At 64.6% G+C, this 16,357-nt stretch carries 17 protein-coding genes; 4 read left to right on the forward strand and 13 right to left on the reverse strand.

Annotated features, from left to right (window positions below; translation table 11 throughout):
• Positions 1 to 160 precede the first annotated feature (160 nt).
• The 4 genes from RBH77_RS01805 to hrcA form a co-directional block, all read right to left on the reverse strand.
• Positions 161 to 793, reverse strand: a complete 633-nt coding sequence (locus RBH77_RS01805; protein WP_311030448.1) for a trimeric intracellular cation channel family protein — start codon at positions 791 to 793, stop codon at positions 161 to 163.
• Positions 794 to 855: 62 nt separating this feature from the next.
• Positions 856 to 1,455, reverse strand: a complete 600-nt coding sequence (gene grpE, locus RBH77_RS01810) for a nucleotide exchange factor GrpE (protein WP_311032718.1) — start codon at positions 1,453 to 1,455, stop codon at positions 856 to 858.
• A gap of 138 nt (positions 1,456 to 1,593) precedes the next feature.
• Complete coding sequence (locus RBH77_RS01815) at positions 1,594 to 1,896, reverse strand: putative quinol monooxygenase (protein WP_311030449.1); 303 nt, start codon at positions 1,894 to 1,896, stop codon at positions 1,594 to 1,596.
• A gap of 27 nt (positions 1,897 to 1,923) precedes the next feature.
• On the reverse strand, positions 1,924 to 2,979 hold the full coding sequence (gene hrcA, locus RBH77_RS01820; protein ID WP_311032720.1) for a heat-inducible transcriptional repressor HrcA: 1,056 nt from the start codon (positions 2,977 to 2,979) through the stop codon (positions 1,924 to 1,926).
• Between the two features lie 151 nt (positions 2,980 to 3,130).
• Here hrcA and rph point away from each other — a divergent pair, with 151 nt between their 5' ends.
• The 4 genes from rph to hemW all read left to right on the forward strand — a co-directional run bounded on the left by rph (position 3,131) and on the right by hemW (position 6,264).
• Positions 3,131 to 3,847: a ribonuclease PH gene (rph, locus tag RBH77_RS01825; protein WP_311030450.1), complete on the forward strand. Its 717-nt coding sequence runs from the start codon at positions 3,131 to 3,133 to the stop codon at positions 3,845 to 3,847.
• A gap of 10 nt (positions 3,848 to 3,857) precedes the next feature.
• Positions 3,858 to 4,268 carry a VOC family protein gene (locus RBH77_RS01830; protein WP_311030451.1) on the forward strand — a complete coding sequence of 137 codons (411 nt, stop codon included), beginning with the start codon at positions 3,858 to 3,860 and terminating at the stop codon, positions 4,266 to 4,268.
• Entirely contained in the window at positions 4,269 to 4,922 is a 654-nt protein-coding gene (locus RBH77_RS01835) for a non-canonical purine NTP pyrophosphatase (protein WP_311030452.1), read from the forward strand.
• 193 nt (positions 4,923 to 5,115) lie between these two features.
• Positions 5,116 to 6,264 (forward strand): radical SAM family heme chaperone HemW, encoded by a 1,149-nt coding sequence (gene hemW, locus RBH77_RS01840; protein ID WP_311030453.1) that lies wholly within the window; start codon positions 5,116 to 5,118, stop codon positions 6,262 to 6,264.
• Positions 6,265 to 6,272: 8 nt separating this feature from the next.
• Here the strand turns inward: hemW and RBH77_RS01845 are convergent, their stop codons facing one another.
• From RBH77_RS01845 to RBH77_RS01885, 9 genes are all read right to left on the reverse strand, one after another.
• Complete coding sequence (locus RBH77_RS01845) at positions 6,273 to 7,850, reverse strand: FGGY-family carbohydrate kinase (RefSeq protein WP_311030454.1); 1,578 nt, start codon at positions 7,848 to 7,850, stop codon at positions 6,273 to 6,275.
• Positions 7,850 to 8,527 carry an HAD family hydrolase gene (locus RBH77_RS01850; protein WP_311030455.1) on the reverse strand — a complete coding sequence of 226 codons (678 nt, stop codon included), beginning with the start codon at positions 8,525 to 8,527 and terminating at the stop codon, positions 7,850 to 7,852. Before RBH77_RS01850 ends, RBH77_RS01845 begins: the two co-directional genes overlap by 1 nt.
• 31 nt (positions 8,528 to 8,558) lie before the next feature.
• Positions 8,559 to 9,350, reverse strand: a complete 792-nt coding sequence (locus RBH77_RS01855; protein ID WP_311030456.1) for an SDR family NAD(P)-dependent oxidoreductase — start codon at positions 9,348 to 9,350, stop codon at positions 8,559 to 8,561.
• 68 nt (positions 9,351 to 9,418) lie between these two features.
• Positions 9,419 to 10,897 (reverse strand): mannitol dehydrogenase family protein, encoded by a 1,479-nt coding sequence (locus RBH77_RS01860; protein ID WP_311030457.1) that lies wholly within the window; start codon positions 10,895 to 10,897, stop codon positions 9,419 to 9,421.
• 342 nt (positions 10,898 to 11,239) lie between these two features.
• Entirely contained in the window at positions 11,240 to 12,010 is a 771-nt protein-coding gene (locus RBH77_RS01865; RefSeq protein ID WP_311030458.1) for an L-iditol 2-dehydrogenase, read from the reverse strand.
• Positions 12,007 to 13,008, reverse strand: coding sequence for an ABC transporter ATP-binding protein (locus RBH77_RS01870; RefSeq protein ID WP_311030459.1), 1,002 nt, complete (start codon positions 13,006 to 13,008; stop codon positions 12,007 to 12,009). Before RBH77_RS01870 ends, RBH77_RS01865 begins: the two co-directional genes overlap by 4 nt.
• 31 nt (positions 13,009 to 13,039) lie before the next feature.
• Positions 13,040 to 13,870: a carbohydrate ABC transporter permease gene (locus tag RBH77_RS01875; RefSeq protein WP_311030460.1), complete on the reverse strand. Its 831-nt coding sequence runs from the start codon at positions 13,868 to 13,870 to the stop codon at positions 13,040 to 13,042.
• 6 nt (positions 13,871 to 13,876) lie between these two features.
• Positions 13,877 to 14,749: a carbohydrate ABC transporter permease gene (locus RBH77_RS01880; protein WP_311030461.1), complete on the reverse strand. Its 873-nt coding sequence runs from the start codon at positions 14,747 to 14,749 to the stop codon at positions 13,877 to 13,879.
• A gap of 89 nt (positions 14,750 to 14,838) precedes the next feature.
• The gene (locus tag RBH77_RS01885; protein WP_311030462.1) at positions 14,839 to 16,155 is read right to left on the reverse strand and encodes an ABC transporter substrate-binding protein; all 1,317 of its coding nucleotides are present in this window, start codon (positions 16,153 to 16,155) and stop codon (positions 14,839 to 14,841) included.
• Positions 16,156 to 16,357 lie beyond the last annotated feature (202 nt).

A 16,357-nucleotide genomic window follows, 5' to 3' on the forward strand; every position in this document is an offset into this window, starting at 1 on the left:
CTTCATTCCCTGCCCGCGCCGCCTTGCTGCAGCCGAGCCATGAGCACAAAACAGGCGACTTTGAGGAACGTTCCCGTTTTTGCGGTTCCCGAGCCCAATCGCCTTTAGCCCTGTGACATTGATGTCACAGCGGCCAATGCGGGTGGGCGGGGCGGATGTTTCAGGGAATGTCTTCGGGGCGCCGGCCCGGACGCGAGCGGTAGGCCGGAAATGCCCAGCCGAAACGCAGCGCCCCGCCGCGCACGAGGAAGGCGGCTGAGAAGGCAAGAACGGCCGCGAGAAGGACCGTCGCTCCCGCCAGCGTAGCGAGCGTGAAGACGACCGCGCCTGCCAGCGCGGCGGTCACGTAGATCTCGGGCCTGAGCAGCACCGACGGTTCGCCGGCGAGAAGGTCGCGCAATATACCGCCGAAGGTTGCCGTCAGCACGCCCATGATGATGGCGATTACCGGCGATCCGGTCGCGGCGAAGCCCTTGGCCGCGCCCATTGCCGAATAGACGGCAAGGCCTACCGCATCCAGCCAGAGAAGCAGCCTGTAGCGCGATTCAACGCGATGCGCCGTGAAGAAGACCAGAAGGCCGACAGCGGCGCAGACGAGCGTATAGGCCGGGTTCGCCACCCAGAAGACAGGAACGCCGAGGAGCACGTCGCGCAGCGTGCCGCCGCCGATCCCGGTGACGGCGGCAAGGAAGAGGAAGCCGATGATGTCGAGTTCCTTGCGCGAGGCGGCAAGCGCGCCGGTCGCGGCGAAGACCGCGACACCGGCATAGTCGAGCAACAGGATCGGGTTCATCGCGCCTCCCATCCTTCAATAGCGGATGGGGGAGAGGGGAGGAAGACTACGCTTTCCGCGCCTCACGCGTCCTTTTCGGACTGGGCGTCGGGCGGACCGGGCTCGGCGGCGAGCTGCGGCGCGACCTGCTTTGGGCCGCCCCTGGAGACGCCGACCATGGCGGGCCTCAGCACGCGATCGCCGATCACATAGCCGGTCTGCACGACCTGCACGACCGTGTTCGCCGGCACATCGGGATTGGGAACCTCGAACATCGCCTGATGGAAATTCGGGTCGAATTTTTCGCCCTGCGGCTCGAGTTTCTTGACGCCATGGCGCTCGAGCGCGTTCAGCATGGCGCGCTCGGTCATCTCGACGCCCTCGATCAGCGTCTTGAAGCCGGCATCGCCCGAGGCCTTGGCTTCAGCCGGGATCGCCGCCAGCGCTCGGTTCAGATCGTCGGAGACGCCGAGCATGTCGCGGGCGAAATTGGCGATCGCGTAAGCGCGCGCATCATGCACGTCGCGGGCCGTGCGGCGGCGCAGATTCTCCATATCCGCCGCGATCCGGAGGGCGCGGTCCTTCAGTTCCTCGTTTTCCTTGGCAAGCCGCATGAAGGCCTCGTGATCGGCCTGATATGGACTTTCCTCTCTTGCATCGGAGGGAGCAGCGGCGGCTTCCATGTCCGGCTCGACCTCGCGCGCATCCTCGGTTCCGGGCTTGTTGCTCATCTTCCTACCATCGTTCGTGGGATCGGGGAGTTGCGCCCGATATCGAGGTTCAAGGTAGCAAAATCAAGGGTAAACAAGTTTGCGAAGGACTCAACGCAGAACGGACAGCCCGGCGCCGCCGAGCGGCCTCGTGCGCGTCTGCGCCTCGAAGCCGGCAATCATCGGCTTCGCGCTGCCGATCGCGGCCTGGACAACCGGCAATGACAGCGACGCCTTGTGGCTCGCTTCGTCCTCCCAAATCTCGGTGATCCAGATCGCATCGGCGTCGGCGGCATCCTCGGCGACGACATAGCTCAGGCATCCGGGCATCGAGCTGGTGCTGGCGAGCAGGATTTCCATCAACTCACCGCGCCTGCCCGCCTGCGCCCGCATCCTGCTGATCAGCCCGAACAATGCCGCTCTCCTTCCCAGATCCCGCACTCAGCCGAACATGCGGCTGATGAGCTGCGCGGTATAGTCCACCATCGGCACGATGCGCGCATAGTTGAGCCGGGTCGGGCCGATGACGCCGAGCGCCCCGACAACGCGCTGGTCCTTGTCGCGATAGGGCGCGACCACCAGCGACGAGCCTGAAAGCGAAAAAAGCCTGTTCTCCGAACCGATGAAGATGCGCACGCCCGACCCTTCCTCGGCGAGATCGAGAAGCTGGATCAGCCCTTCCTTGGTCTCCAGATCCTCGAAGAGATGGCGCAAGAGCTCGATATCCGCCTGCGCCGTGACATTCTCCAGCAAATTGGCGCGGCCGCGCACGATGAGCCTTGCCGGCAGGTCGCCCTCGGTTCCGGCCCATACGGCGAGCCCCTTTTCGACGAGTTCCTGGGACAACACGTCGAGCGCGGTGCGCGTCTCCTCCTTCAGCCGCTCGATCTCGCCGCGGGCTTCGGCGAGCGTACGACCGCGTATATGCGCGTTGAGGAAATTCGATGCCTCATGAAGCTGCGAGGTGGTGACGCCGGCCGGAATTTCGATGACGCGGTTCTCGACATCGCCGCTTTGCGAGACGAGCACGGCGAGCGCCTTGGAAGGCTCGAGCTGGATGAATTCGATATGCTTGAGCGGCGATTCGCTCTTGGTGGCGAGCACGAGGCCGGCGCCGCGCGACAGGCCGGAAAGCATCTGGCTGGCCTCCGTCAGCACGTGCTCCAGCGAGGCGCCGCTGCCCGAAGCCTTGACCTGAGCCTCAATGACCCGCCTTTCCTCGTCCGACAGATCGCCGATCTCCATGAAGGCGTCGACGAAGAAGCGCAGCCCCTTCTGCGTCGGCAGGCGACCGGCGGAGATATGCGGCGCGTAGATGAGGCCGAGTTGTTCAAGATCGCTCATGACGTTGCGCACAGTCGCCGGCGACAGGGATTGCGGCAACAGCCGCGCCAGATTGCGCGAGCCCATCGGCTCTCCGTCGCGCAGATAGGCGTCGACGATCAGGCGGAAGATGTCGCGCGAGCGCGCATCGAGCAATTGCAGGTTCTGGTCCATCAACGGCTTCGTCACGAGATGCTCCCTGGACATGTGAAAATATAAGGCCATGTGCCGGTAACGCAACGCATGCTGGACAAACGGCCTTTTCCTTTGCGTCCCCCTCCCCATGGCGCTACAAGCCGCCAAACCTGTCCGGAGAATGTTTTTCATGCGTCCATCCAAGCGCCACAACGACGAAATGCGCGCGATTTCCTTCGAACGCGGCATCGCCAAGCACGCCGAGGGCTCGTGCCTCGTCAAGTTCGGCGACACGCATGTCCTGTGCACGGCAAGCCTGGAGGAGAAGGTGCCGGGCTGGATGCGCAATTCCGGCCGCGGCTGGGTAACGGCGGAATACGGCATGCTGCCGCGCTCGACGGGTGAGCGCATGCGCCGCGAGGCTTCGGCCGGGAAACAGGGCGGACGCACGCTCGAGATCCAGCGGCTGATCGGCCGGTCGCTCCGGGCCGTGGTCGATCTGCAGGCGCTGGGCGAGGTTCAGATCACCGTCGACTGCGACGTGCTGCAGGCCGACGGCGGCACGCGCACGGCCTCCATCACCGGCGGCTGGGTGGCGCTCAACGACTGCCTGCAATGGATGGCGGCGCGCCAGATGGTTTCCGTGCAGAAGGTGCTGAAGGACCATGTGGCGGCGATCTCCTGCGGCATCCATGCCGGGCAGCCGGTGCTCGACCTCGACTACGAGGAGGATTCGTCCGCCGGCACCGACGCCAATTTCGTCATGACCGGCAAGGGCGGCATCGTCGAAATCCAGGGCACGGCGGAGGGCGAGCCTTTCTCGGAAGCCCAGTTCGCCGAATTGATGACGCTGGCGCGCAAGGGCATCCAACGGCTGGTCAGCCTGCAGCAGATGGCGATCGCCTGACGGAAAACCGATGACTCCCGACGCCATCCTGGAATCCGCGCTCTATGTCGACGATCTCGACAAGGCGGAGGAATTCTATGGCGAAGCGCTCGGCCTGACGCGCATCGCCAAGGCCGAGGGCCGGCATGTGTTCTTCCGCTGCGGCGACGGCGTGCTTCTGCTTTTCAACGCCGATGCCACGGAGGTCTCGCCACCGGCCGGTGCGAGACTGCCGGTGCCGCCGCACGGCACGCGCGGGCCGGGCCATCTCTGCTTCCGCGCCAGCGGCGAAGAAATCGCGGCGTGGCGGCGCGATCTGGAGCAGAAAGGCGTCACCGTCGAGGCCGATTTCAAATGGCCGAATGGCGGCAGGTCCATCTATTTCCGCGATCCGGCCGGCAATTCGCTCGAATTCGCCGAACCGAAAATCTGGGGGCTCTGAATGCGGCAGCTCGACTCGAAAAAGATCGTCGTCGCCACCCATAATGACGGCAAATTGCGCGAGATCCGCGAGTTGCTGATGCCTTACGGGCTGGAGGCGACGTCGGCCGGCGAGCTCGGCCTCCCCGAGCCGCCCGAGACGGGCACGACATTCGAGGAAAACGCCTATACCAAGGCCTTTGCCGCCGCTTCCGCGACCGGGCTTCCGGCGCTGTCGGACGATTCCGGCCTCGAGGTCGACGCGCTTGACGGCGATCCCGGCGTCTACACCGCCGACTGGGCCGAAAAAGCCGGCGGATCAGGCCGCGATTTCGGAATGGCTATGCGGAAGGTCGAGGACCTGCTGCAGGAAAAGGGTGCGACCGAGCCTGCCCGGCGTGGCGGACGCTTCGTCGCCGTCTTGTGCCTCGCATGGCCGGACGGCCACGCGGAATATTTTCGCGGCGAGGTCGAAGGCAAGCTGGTCTGGCCTCCGCGCGGCACACGGGGCTTCGGCTACGATCCGGTCTTCAAGCCCAATGGCCATGCGCAGACATTCGGCGAGATGAGTTCTGGCGAGAAGCATTCCTGGGAAGCCGGGCGCGGCGACCTCGGCCTGTCGCACCGTGCCCGAGCCTTCGCGCGCTTCGCCACCGCCATGCTGGAGCCGGCATGAACAGCCCAGCGATAAGAAGCACCCCCACTCCGTCCCGCTTCGCGGGCCACCTCTCCCCCTGCCCCGGGGAGAGGAAAAGGGCGGCAGCCGCGCAATCGCTTCCTCTCCCCCGTCGAGCGGGGGAGAGGTGGTTTGCGAAGCAAATCGGAGTGGGGGTCGATCCGACGGGTACGCAACGGATGCAGGCAAAGAGATGACCGACCCCGGCTTCGGCGTCTATGTGCATTGGCCGTTCTGCGCGGCCAAGTGCCCTTACTGTGACTTCAACAGCCATGTCCGGCACCAGCCGGTCGATCAACCGCGCTTTGCCGCAGCCTTCGCCCGCGAGATGCAGACTACGGCCGCGCGCACCGGGCCGCGCACCGTTTCCAGCATCTTCCTCGGCGGCGGCACGCCCTCGCTGATGCGGCCGGAGACTGTCGGCGCGATCCTCGATGCGGTGGCGGCGAACTGGCATGTGCCGGCCGGCATCGAGGTGACGCTGGAGGCCAACCCGTCCTCGGTCGAGGCCGACCGCTTCCGCGGTTATCGCGCCGCCGGCGTCAATCGCGTCTCGCTCGGCGTGCAGGCGCTCAACGATCCGGATCTGCGTTTTCTCGGGCGGCTGCACAATGTCGCCGAGGCGTTGAAGGCGATCGGCCTCGCCCGCGCGATCTTCCCGCGCATGTCCTTCGACCTGATCTACGCCCGCCCGCACCAGACGCCGGAAGCCTGGGCGGCCGAACTCGAAGAAGCCATCGGCTACGCCGCCGACCATCTGTCGCTCTACCAGCTCACCATCGAGGATGGCACGCCCTTCCACGCGCTGCATGCGGCGGGGAAATTCGCCGTACCCGATCCGGACCATGCCGCCGAACTCTACCACGTCACGCAGGAGGTCACGCAAAAACGCGGCCTGCCCGCCTATGAGATTTCCAACCACGCGCGGCCGGGCGCGGAAAGCCGGCACAATCTCATCTACTGGCGCTACGGCGAATATGTCGGCATCGGGCCGGGTGCGCATGGCCGCTTTGTCGAGAACGACCGCCGCATCGTCACCATCGCCGAGAAGATGCCGGAGACATGGCTGAACCTCGTCGAGGCCAAGGGACACGGCATCACCGGCGGCGAGCGGCTGACGCGCTCGGAAGAAGCCGACGAGTTCCTGCTGATGGGGTTGAGGCTCGCGGAAGGCATAGACGTCGCGCGCTACGAGGCGCTGGCCGGACGGCCGCTCGCCTCGGACCGCGTCACCATCTTGCGCGACGAGGATCTGATCGAACCGGTTGGCAATTCGCGACTCAGGGCCACGCCTTCCGGCGTGCTGGTCCTCGACGCGCTGGTCGCCGACCTGGCAAGGTAAGTATTCTCTTACACTATGGCTTCGAGCGCCTGCCGGTGCCGCTGCATTTCGAGGAATATCCGATAATCGCGATCGAAGCGGGCGAACGCGGCCGGGTCCGGTTGGTGCTCTATTTCTCCCTGCCGCATCGCGACGGCAGCAGCCGGAAGGCCAGGATGAAGGCCCGCCGCGGCGGCAGCGGCCATGCCGGTTCCGAGAAGCATCGCGTCCTCGGCCGCCGGCTCGACGAGGGTGCAGCCAATGGCACTCGTGTAAAGATCAGTAAGCAATTGATTACGTAAATGGCCGCCGGCCAGATGCAGGCGCTCGACCGGATGGCCGCCTTCGCGGATCGCCTCGACGATCTGGCGTACGCCGTACGCGATCGCCACCGCCATGCGCCAGTAGAGCCGGCAGAGGCCGTCGAAGGACGTGTCGAGCGCGAGCCCACTGATCACGCCGAGCGCGCGAGGATCGGCATGGGGCGAGCGGTTGCCGTGGAAATCGGGCAGCACATGCAGGCCGGCGGCGAATTCCTCGCCTTCGGCCGCGCGCAGTTCCGCGATGCGCGCCACGATACGTCCGTGCGTCGCGGCGTTCGGCTCGGCGCCATGCCAGCGGATGACATGATCGAGCAGCGCGCCGGTCGCCGATTGCCCGCCCTCGCTCGCCCATAGATCCGGCAGGGCAACGCCATGATACGGTCCCCATGCGCCAGCAAAGCGCGCCGGCTCCGGCGAAAACAGCATGACGCAGCTCGACGTTCCCGCCACGAGCGCGGCGCGGCCGGAAAGTTCGGCCGGGTTCCCCGCATATCCGCCAAGCACGCCGAGTGCCCCGGCATAGGCGTCGATCATGCCCGCCGCCACCCGGCATTGTGGGGTAAGGCCAAGTGCTTCCGCCGCCTCGACCGTTAGCGGACCGAGATCGGAGCCGACAGGGCGCGTCCATTCGGGCAGACCGCCGCGCTCGAGCAGGTCGGAGAGGCCGACGGCATCCAGAAAACCGGTGTTCCAGCCCGGCTCGCTGCCCGCATTGAACGTCCACTTGCAGGCGAGCGTGCAATGCGAGCGCTCCGTGCCGCCGGTCGCCTTCCAGGTCAGGAAGTCGGCGAGGTCGAAGAGATGGCCCGTCTTCGCCCAGATATCCGGCCGGTTCCGCTTCAGCCACATCAGCTTGGGGATCTGCATCTCCGGCGACATGACGCCGCTGGCGGTGTCCAGAACGGCATGACCGGTCGCGGAACATTCGGCCGCTTCCGCCTGCGCGCGATGGTCGAGCCAGGCGATCGTATCCCAGTCCTGCCCCTCGGATGAGGAAAGCGCTAGCGGCTCCCCCTCGCCGTCACGGATGACAAGCGAACAGGTCGCGTCGAAGGCGATGCCGGCAATCTCCTCGGGGCGCGCGCCCGCCGCCGCGCGGGCGCCGTGCACGGCGTGGCAGACCGCGTGCCAGATATCTTCCGAAGCGTGCTCGGCTATGTCAGGCCCCACCCTGCGGATCGCGATGGCATGGTCGACGCGGCCCAGTAGCCTGCCCTTGCTGTCCAGGATCGCGGCGCGCGCGCTCGTCGTACCGACATCGACGGCACAGACGAGAGGCGCCATCAGTGCCCCTTGCCGAGAGCGGCCACGAGAGTCGGCAGAAGGCGCATGTCATCGAAGACGGCGTCCGGCTCCAAAAGCGCCAGCGCCGCGGCCAAGCCGCCGGCAAGCGCGTGGGAACCGCCGGTGAAGCCGAAGACGCGCATGCCTGCCGCCTTGGCCGCCTCGACGCCGGCCGGACTGTCCTCGATCACGAGACAGTCGTCGGGCGCGACGCCCATGCCGCGCGCGGCATGGAGGAAAAGATCGGGGGCGGGTTTGCCTCTTTCCACCATGGAGGCACTGTATATGTGCGGCTCGAATTGGTCCAACAGGCCGGTGACGGAAAGCGACAGCCGGATGCGTTCGGGCTTGCTGGAGGAGGCGATGCAGCGCGGCTCCGAAAGCTTTCCGAGCGCATTCTTGATTCCCGGTATCGGCTTCAGCTCGCGGCGGAATCGGTCGTTGAGGGTCGCCCGCGCCTGGTCGAGATGGGCCGGGGTGACGACGAAGTCGAAATCGTTGCGCAGAAGTTCGATCGTCGTCGCCATCGAACGCCCGAGAAAGAGCTTGTAGGCAGTCTGCTCGTCCATGACATGGCCAGCCTTCGCCATGACGTCGAGCAGCACGGCGATCGAGATCGGCTCGCTGTCGACCAGCACGCCGTCGCAATCGAAGATGATAAGATCGGGTTGTTTCAAGATTCCGCGCCTTTCCGCACTTCCGGCGCTCTCATATCGTCCTCAGCATGCCGCCGTCGACATGATAGGTCGAACCGACCGAATAGGAGGCGCGATCCGAGCAGAGGAAGACGAAGAAATCGGCCAATTCATCGACCGTGCCGAAACGCTTGATCGGCGCATGCTCGTCGGCGACGGTCTGCAGATAGGCCTCCCAGTCGCCGCCCGCCGAGGCGGTGAGCTGTCTGGCCGTCTTGATCCAGTCAGGCGTCAGGATGAGCCCCGGATTGACGGTGTTGACACGGATATTGTCCTTGATCACCTCATTGGCGAGGTTCTTGGAGAACATGACCAGCGCGGCCTTGGTCACATTGTAGATCGGCTCGTACCAGAGCGGCTGCACGGCGCAGATGGACGCGTTGTGGAGGATGGCGCCGCCGCCGCGCTCGCGCATCATCGGCACGAAGGCACGCGCCAGCCTCACCGCCGCCATGACATGCAGTTCCCAATAGGCCTGCCATTTCTCGTCCGGCGCCTCCATGATGCTCTCGTTGGAGCCTGTGCCGGCATTGTTGACGAGGATGTCGGCGCCGCCGAAGGTGTTGCGCGCCGCTGCCGCCAGCCGCTCAGCGCCCCCGGCCGTCGCCACATCGCAAGCGACCGGCAGCGCGCGCACGCCATGATCGCCGGCTATGCGATCCGCTTCCTTCGCAAGCCGTTCCTCCCCGCGCGCGGCCATCACCACATGCGCGCCTTCGCGGGCGAAGGCCTCGGCGACGCCGAGCCCGATGCCGACGCTGGCGCCGGTGACGGCGGCGACCTTTCCCTTCAAGCCCAGATCCATGCCCGATCTCCTGGCGAATGACGACGCGCCGGCGGCAGCCGGCCGACGTCGCTGTCCTTATCGCTTTTTCAAAGCGCGCCCGCCAGATAGTCCTTCAGCGTCTCGCGCGCGCCCTTCGCCCAGAGCGTATCGAGACTGTGGGCGAAGGCCCGGGCAAAGGTTTCGGATTTCCCGACATCGCCATAGATATCGGCCATGGCGAGCCATGCGCCAGGATTGTCCTTCGCCGCGCGTGCCGTTTTCTGCATGCGATCCCAGGCTGGGTCGTTCGGCTCGATGACGGCGCCGGAATCGGTCGTGCCGTAGCAGTAGCGGCACCAGAGCGCCGATTCCAGCGCCAGACCGGTGACGCCCATGCCGGCCTTCAGACGATCGGCGATCGAGGGGATGATGAATTTCGGCTGGCGGTTGGAGCCGTCGAGGCAAAGCCGGCGCACCGTGTCGCCGATCTTCGGATTGGAGAAGCGCTCCACGATCAGGCTGAAATAGTCGTTGAGGTCGGTATCCGGCACCGGCGGCACGATGGGGATGATCTCCTCCTGCTCCACCTTGGTCAGGAAGGCCGAAACCAGCGGCTCCTCCATCGCGTCGTGGACGAAATGGATGTCCATCAGCCCGGCCGGATAGGCAATCGCCGCATGGCCGCCGTTGAGGATGCGGATCTTCATCAGTTCCCACGGCGCGACATCCTCCACGAAGGTCACGCCAACGGTTTCGAGCGCCGGGCGGCCGGCGGTGAATTTGTCTTCCAGCACCCATTGCCGGAAGGGCTCGCAGAAGACCGGCCAATTGTCCTCGATGTCGAATTCATCCGCCAGCAAACGACGCTCGCGGTCGGAGGTGGCCGGCGTGATGCGGTCGACCATGCTGTTGGGAAAGGCGACATTGGCGCCGATCCATTGGGCGAGCGCCGGATTGACCAGCCCGGCGAGCCCCTGGATCGCATCGGAAGTGACATGGCCGTTGCCGGGGATGTTGTCGCAGGACATGATCGTGAAGGGCGCCGTGCCGGCCGCCTTGCGGCGCATCAGCCCGGCGACGATGAAGCCGAACACCGTCTTCGGATGGGTGATGTCGGCGCCGTCGGCGGCGATCGCCGGATGCGCGGGATCGAATTTTCCCGACGCCGGATCGATGAAATAGCCACCCTCGGTGATGGTGAGCGAGACGATACGGATTGCCGGATCGGCCAGGCGGGAAAGCAGCGCCTCGGGATCGGCGGCGGTTACGAAGCTGACCATCGGCGCCGTCACCCGCGCCGCCATATGGTCGCTGTCCTGCTCGACCACGGTCGTCAGCCAGTCCTGCGCGCCGAGCTTCTCGCGCATCGCCTCGTCGGAAGGCAGCACGCCGGCGCCGACCAGCGCCCAGTCATGATCGCGGCGCGAGCCGAACAGATCGTCGAGATAGACCGCCTGATGGGCGCGATGGAAATTGCCGACGCCGAAATGCAGGATGCCGGGAGAGAGATCGGCGCGCTCGTATTTCGGCGCGGCGACGGAGGGAGGGAGCGAATCCAGAGCCTTCAATGATAGTTTAATGCCCATGGGAATGACCTCTTCCGAGCCGCCGGAACGGCCTATTTCCCCCTCTCCTTTCAAGGCAGCGCGATCGCCTATGAAGTTCGACCCCCACTCCGATTTGCTTCGCAAACCACCTCTCCCCCGCTCGACGGGGGAGAGGAAGCACCGGCTGCAAGGCTTGGCTCCCTTCCTCTACCCCATTTGTGTGGGGGAGAGGTGGCCGCCCCCGGGTCTTGCCTTTGGCAAGCCCGAGAACAGGCTCCGCGGACGGAGTGGGGGACATCCGCCATACGCGACAGCCCTGCCTTCCAGTAGGAGAGGTGTCCCGCATAACGGGGCGGAGAGGGGGATAGCCAACCACCGCGCTCAGCTCATCCAGTTGCCGCCGTCGACATTGTAGGTCTGGGCGACGACGTAATCGCTCTCGGCCGAGGCGAGGAAGACCGCCATGCCGGTCAGATCAGCCGCCGTTCCCATCCGACCGTAGGGCACCGCCTCGCCGACCAGCCTTTTCTTCTCGCCCTTCGGCCGGTGTTCGTATTTCGCGAAGAGCGCGTCCACACCTTCCCAATGCTCGCCGTCGACCACGCCCGGCGCAATGGCGTTGACGTTGATGCGGTGCTTGATGAGGTCGAGCCCGGCCGATTGGGTCAGGCTGATCACCGCCGCCTTGGTGGCGCAGTAGATCGCCACAAGCGCCTCGCCGCGGCGGCCGGCCTGGCTCGCCATGTTGATGATCTTGCCGCCCTTGCCGCGCGCGATCATCGAGCGCGCCACCGCCTGCAGCGTGAACAGCGTGCCGGAGAAATTGACGGCGAAGAGCTTCTCGTAGCTGGCGCGCGTGATCTCGACAATCGGCGCCATGTCGAACAAGGCAGCATTGTTGACGAGGATATCGATGCCGCCGGCCCTCTCCTCGATCGCCTTCAGCGCCGCGTCGATGGACGCCTGCTCGGTGACGTCGAGCTTCACCGCATAGGCTTGCGGCCCGATCTCGGCCGCCGTCTTCTGAGCCGCCTCGATATTGATGTCGCCTATAGCGACCGTCGCGCCCTCACGCACATAGGCCTCGGCGAAGGCACGGCCGATGCCACGCGCCGCACCCGTTATCAGCGCGCTCTTGCCTTCGAGCCTCATCTTATTGCCAGTCCCTTTTCGTCGAAGCGGTGCATGCGCTCCCTATCCGGCGTCATGAAGATGCGCTGACCGCTTTTCACTATGAACTCGCCGTCGGCACGCGCCGTGATCGGGCCAAGCTCGTCGGCGTCGATATGGAGAAGCGTGTCGGAGCCCAAATGCTCGGTGACGCCGACCGTGCCGCTCCACGCACCCTCCGTCGGCGAGAGCCTGATATGTTCCGGCCTGAACCCGATGGTCTTGGCCTGCATCTTTCCCGCTTCCGCGCCCTCGATCAGGTTCATGCGCGGCGAGCCTATGAAACCGGCGACAAAGAGGTTGGCCGGCGTGCGATAAAGCTCCAGCGGCGAACCGACCTGCTCGATGCGGCCGGCGTTCAGCACCACGATCTTGTCGGCCATGGTCATGGCCTCGATCTGGTCGTGGGTGACGTAGATCATGGTCGTCTTCAATTGCTGGTGAAGTTCGCTGATCTCGATCCTCATGGTGCCGCGCAGCGCCGCGTCGAGATTGGAGAGCGGCTCGTCGAAGAGGAAGGCGGAGGGCTGGCGCACGATGGCGCGGCCGATGGCGACGCGCTGGCGCTGGCCGCCGGAAAGCTGGCCGGGCCGGCGTTCCAGATAGTCGGTCAGGTTCAGCACGCGCGCCGCCTCGCGCACCTTCTTGTCGATGACGTCCTTCGACTGGCTGTCCATCTTCAGCGGGAAGGCGATGTTGTTGTAGACGCTCATATGCGGATAGAGCGCGTAGGATTGGAAAACCATGGCGAGCCCGCGCTTCGCCGGCGGCGCGTCGGTCACGTCCCTGCCGTCGATCAGGATCTTGCCCCCGGTCGTGTCCTCGAGCCCCGCGATCAGGCGGAGCAGTGTCGACTTCCCGCAGCCCGACGGGCCGACGAAGACGACGAACTCGCCATCCTCGATGTCGAGATCGATGCCGGGGATGACATCTGTCGTCCCGAAGGATTTCCTGACGCTGCTCAGAGAGATGCTGCCCATGGTTTTCTCCGATGAACGATCCTGACGCCGCCTATTTCACGGCGCCAAAGGTGAGGCCGCGCACGAGTTGCTTCTGCGAGAACCAGCCCATGATGAGGATGGGCGCGATCGCCAGCGTCGATGCCGCCGAGAGCTTCGCCCAGAACAGGCCCTCCGGGCTCGAATAGGACGCGATGAAGGTGGTGAGCGGCGCTGCCTTGGAGGTCGAGAGATTGAGCGTCCAGAACGCCTCGTTCCAGGCCAGGATGATGTTGAGGAGAAGCGTCGAGGCGATGCCCGGGATGGCCATCGGGGTCAGCACGTAGATGATCTCCTTGGCGAGCGAGGCCCCGTCCATGCGCGCCGCTTCCAGTATCTCGCCGGGGATCTCGCGGAAATAGGTGTAGAGCATCCACACGATGATCGGCAGGTTGATCAGCATCAGGATGGCGGTCAGGCCGATGCGGCTGTCGAGCAGGCCCCAGTCGCGGAAGATCAGGTAGATCGGGATCAGCGCGCCGACGGGCGGCATCATCTTGGTGGAGAGCATCCACATCAGGACGTCCTTGGTGTGCTTGGTCGGCGAAAAGGCCATCGCCCATGCCGCCGGCACCGCGATGATGAGACCGATGATGGTAGAGCCGACCGAGATGGTCACCGAATTCAGGAAGTGGTGCAGATAGTCCGAGCGGGCCTGCACCTCCGCGTAATTCTCCAGCGTCCAGTGGAAGAACAGGAAGTAAGGCGGGTTGGCGATGGCGTCGCCCTCCGTCTTGAAGCTGGTCAGGAAGGTCCACAGGATCGGGAAGAAGAGGAACAGCCCGCACAGCCATCCGACGATGGTGAAAGTGATCTTGCTCTTGGTCGTTGTCGCGCGTGCCATGGCGGTTCACCGGTCGAGGTTCTTGCCGATCAGACGGATGAGGAAGATGGCGACGATATTGGCGAGGACGACGGCGATGATGCCGCCCGCCGAGGCGCCGCCGACGTCGAACTGCAGCAACGCCTGCGCATAGACCAGATAGGTGAGGTTGGTGCTCTGGATGCCGGGGCCGCCATTGGTCGTCACCAGGATCTCGGCGAAGACAGAAAGCAGGAAGATCGTCTGGATGAGGATGACGACAGTGATGGCGCGCGAAAGGTGCGGCAGCACGATATAGATGAAGCGCGAGACGGCGCCGGCGCCGTCCATCTCGGCGGCTTCCTTCTGCTCGCCGTCGAGCGACTGCAGCGCCGTCAGCAGGATGAGCGTCGCGAAGGGCAGCCACTGCCAGGCAACGATCAGGATGATGGAGAAGAGCGGTACGTCGGCCAGCCAGTCGACGGGCGTAATGCCCAGCCCGCGCGCGATCCAGGCAAAGAGGCCATAGACCGGGTTCATGAACATGTTCTTCCACACCAGCGCCGAGACGGTGGGCATGACGAAGAACGGCGCGATGACGAGCAGGCGCACGATGCCCTGCCCCCAGAAGGGTTGGTCAAGCACGAGGGCCAAAAGGATGCCGCCGATGACGGTGATAAGCAGCACGCCGACGACGATCAGGAGCGTGTTGCCGATGGCCATCAGGAAGGCCGGGTCGGTGAGGAAATAGGAGTAGTTGAGGAAGCCGATGAAGTTGTGCGCGCCTGGCGTCAGCAGATTGTAGCTCAGGAACGAGAAATAGAGGGTCATCGCCAGCGGCACGATCATCCAGACGAACAGCAGGATGACGGCCGGCGACATCATCAGGCGGGCGCTGGCGCGGGTGTGCAACGTGGCCATGGCACTTCCCCTCAGGAAATGACACCGGTTGAAAAAAATCCGGGGCTACGGCTCCACTGGGATAGAGCCGAGCCCCGGAGGCGGGAGGTTCACTTGATGTATCCGGCCTTTGTCATCTCGCGCGTCGTCAGTTGTTGCGCGCTCGAAAGCGCCTGATCGACCGAAATCTGGCCGGCAAGCGCCGCCGAAAACTGCTGGCCGACGGCCGTGCCGATGCCCTGGAATTCGGGAATGGCGACGAACTGGACGCCGACATAGGGCACGGGCTTGACGGTCGGATGCTCGGGATCGGCGGCCTTGATGGATTCCAGCGTCATCTTGGCGAAGGGCGCCGCGTCGAGATATTTCTGGTTCTCGTAGAGCGAGGTGCGCGTGCCGGGCGGTACATTGGCCCAGCCGTCCTTGGCTGCGACGACGTCGAGATAGTGCTTGCTGGTCGCCCAGGAGACGAATTTCTCGGCCGCTTCCGCCTTCTTGGTGCCGGCGGGGATAGCGAGCGCCCAGGACCACAACCAGTTACCGCGCTTGTCGACGCCTTCCTTGTTCGGAGCCAGCGCGAAGCCGACATCCTTGGCAACCTTGGAGTTCTTCGGATCGGTCACGAAGGAGCCCGCGACGGTGGCGTCGATCCACATGCCGCATTTGCCAGACTGGAAGAGCGCGAGGTTCTCGTTGAAGCCGTTGGAGGAAGCGCCGGGAGGCCCGTCGTTCTTCATCAGGTCAACGTAGAACGAAAGCGTGTCCTTCCATTCCGGCTGGTCGAACTGCGGATGCCATTTCTCGTCGAACCAGCGCGCGCCGAAGGAATTGGACATGGCGGTCAGGAAGGCCATGTTCTCGCCCCAGCCGGCTTTGCCGCGCAGGCAGATGCCGTAGACGCCGTTCGCCTTGTCGGTCATCTTGTCGGCCGCCTGCTTGATGAAGTCCCAGGTCGGCTTGTCGGGCATCTTCAGCCCGGCCTTGTCCATGAGGTCCTTGCGGTACATGGTGTAGGAACTCTCGCCGTAGAAAGGCGCGGCATAGAGCTTGCCGTCGGCCGAAAGGCCGCTGCGGATCGCCGGCAGGAGGTCGTCGACGTCGTAATCCGAGCCGAGATTGTCGAGCGGCAGGAGCCAGTTCTGTTTCGCCCAGATCGGCACCTCGTAGGTGCCGATGGTCATGACGTCGTATTGCCCGCCCTTGGTGGCGATGTCGGTCGTCACCTTCTGGCGCAGCACGTTCTCCTCCAGCGTCACCCAGTTCAGCTTGATGTCCGGGTTCGCCTTGGTGAAGTCGTCCGTCAGGCCCTGCATGCGGATCATGTCGCCATTGTTGACGGTGGCGATGGTGAGCGTGGTCTCCGCCCGCGCGAAACCGGCCATGGCCAGAACGGAACACGCGCCGAGAATGAGCGATTTCAATTTCATGGATATCCTCCCAGACAAACGCAATTTATGAGCAATTGCCTTTCTGATGAGCAATTATTCAATGAGAATGACAAATGTCAACCCTCATTCGTTGCTGCGCTGCGGCAGGCCGATTATGTAGAGCTGCTATCAAGCTGATATAGCTCCTCATAATTCGTTGTTTTGGCGCTCTATTTCTAGCTTCCGTGTAATTCACTGCACT

The sequence above is a fragment of the Mesorhizobium koreense genome (genome assembly GCF_031656215.1).
GTDB classification, from domain to species: domain Bacteria; phylum Pseudomonadota; class Alphaproteobacteria; order Rhizobiales; family Rhizobiaceae; genus Mesorhizobium_L; species Mesorhizobium_L koreense.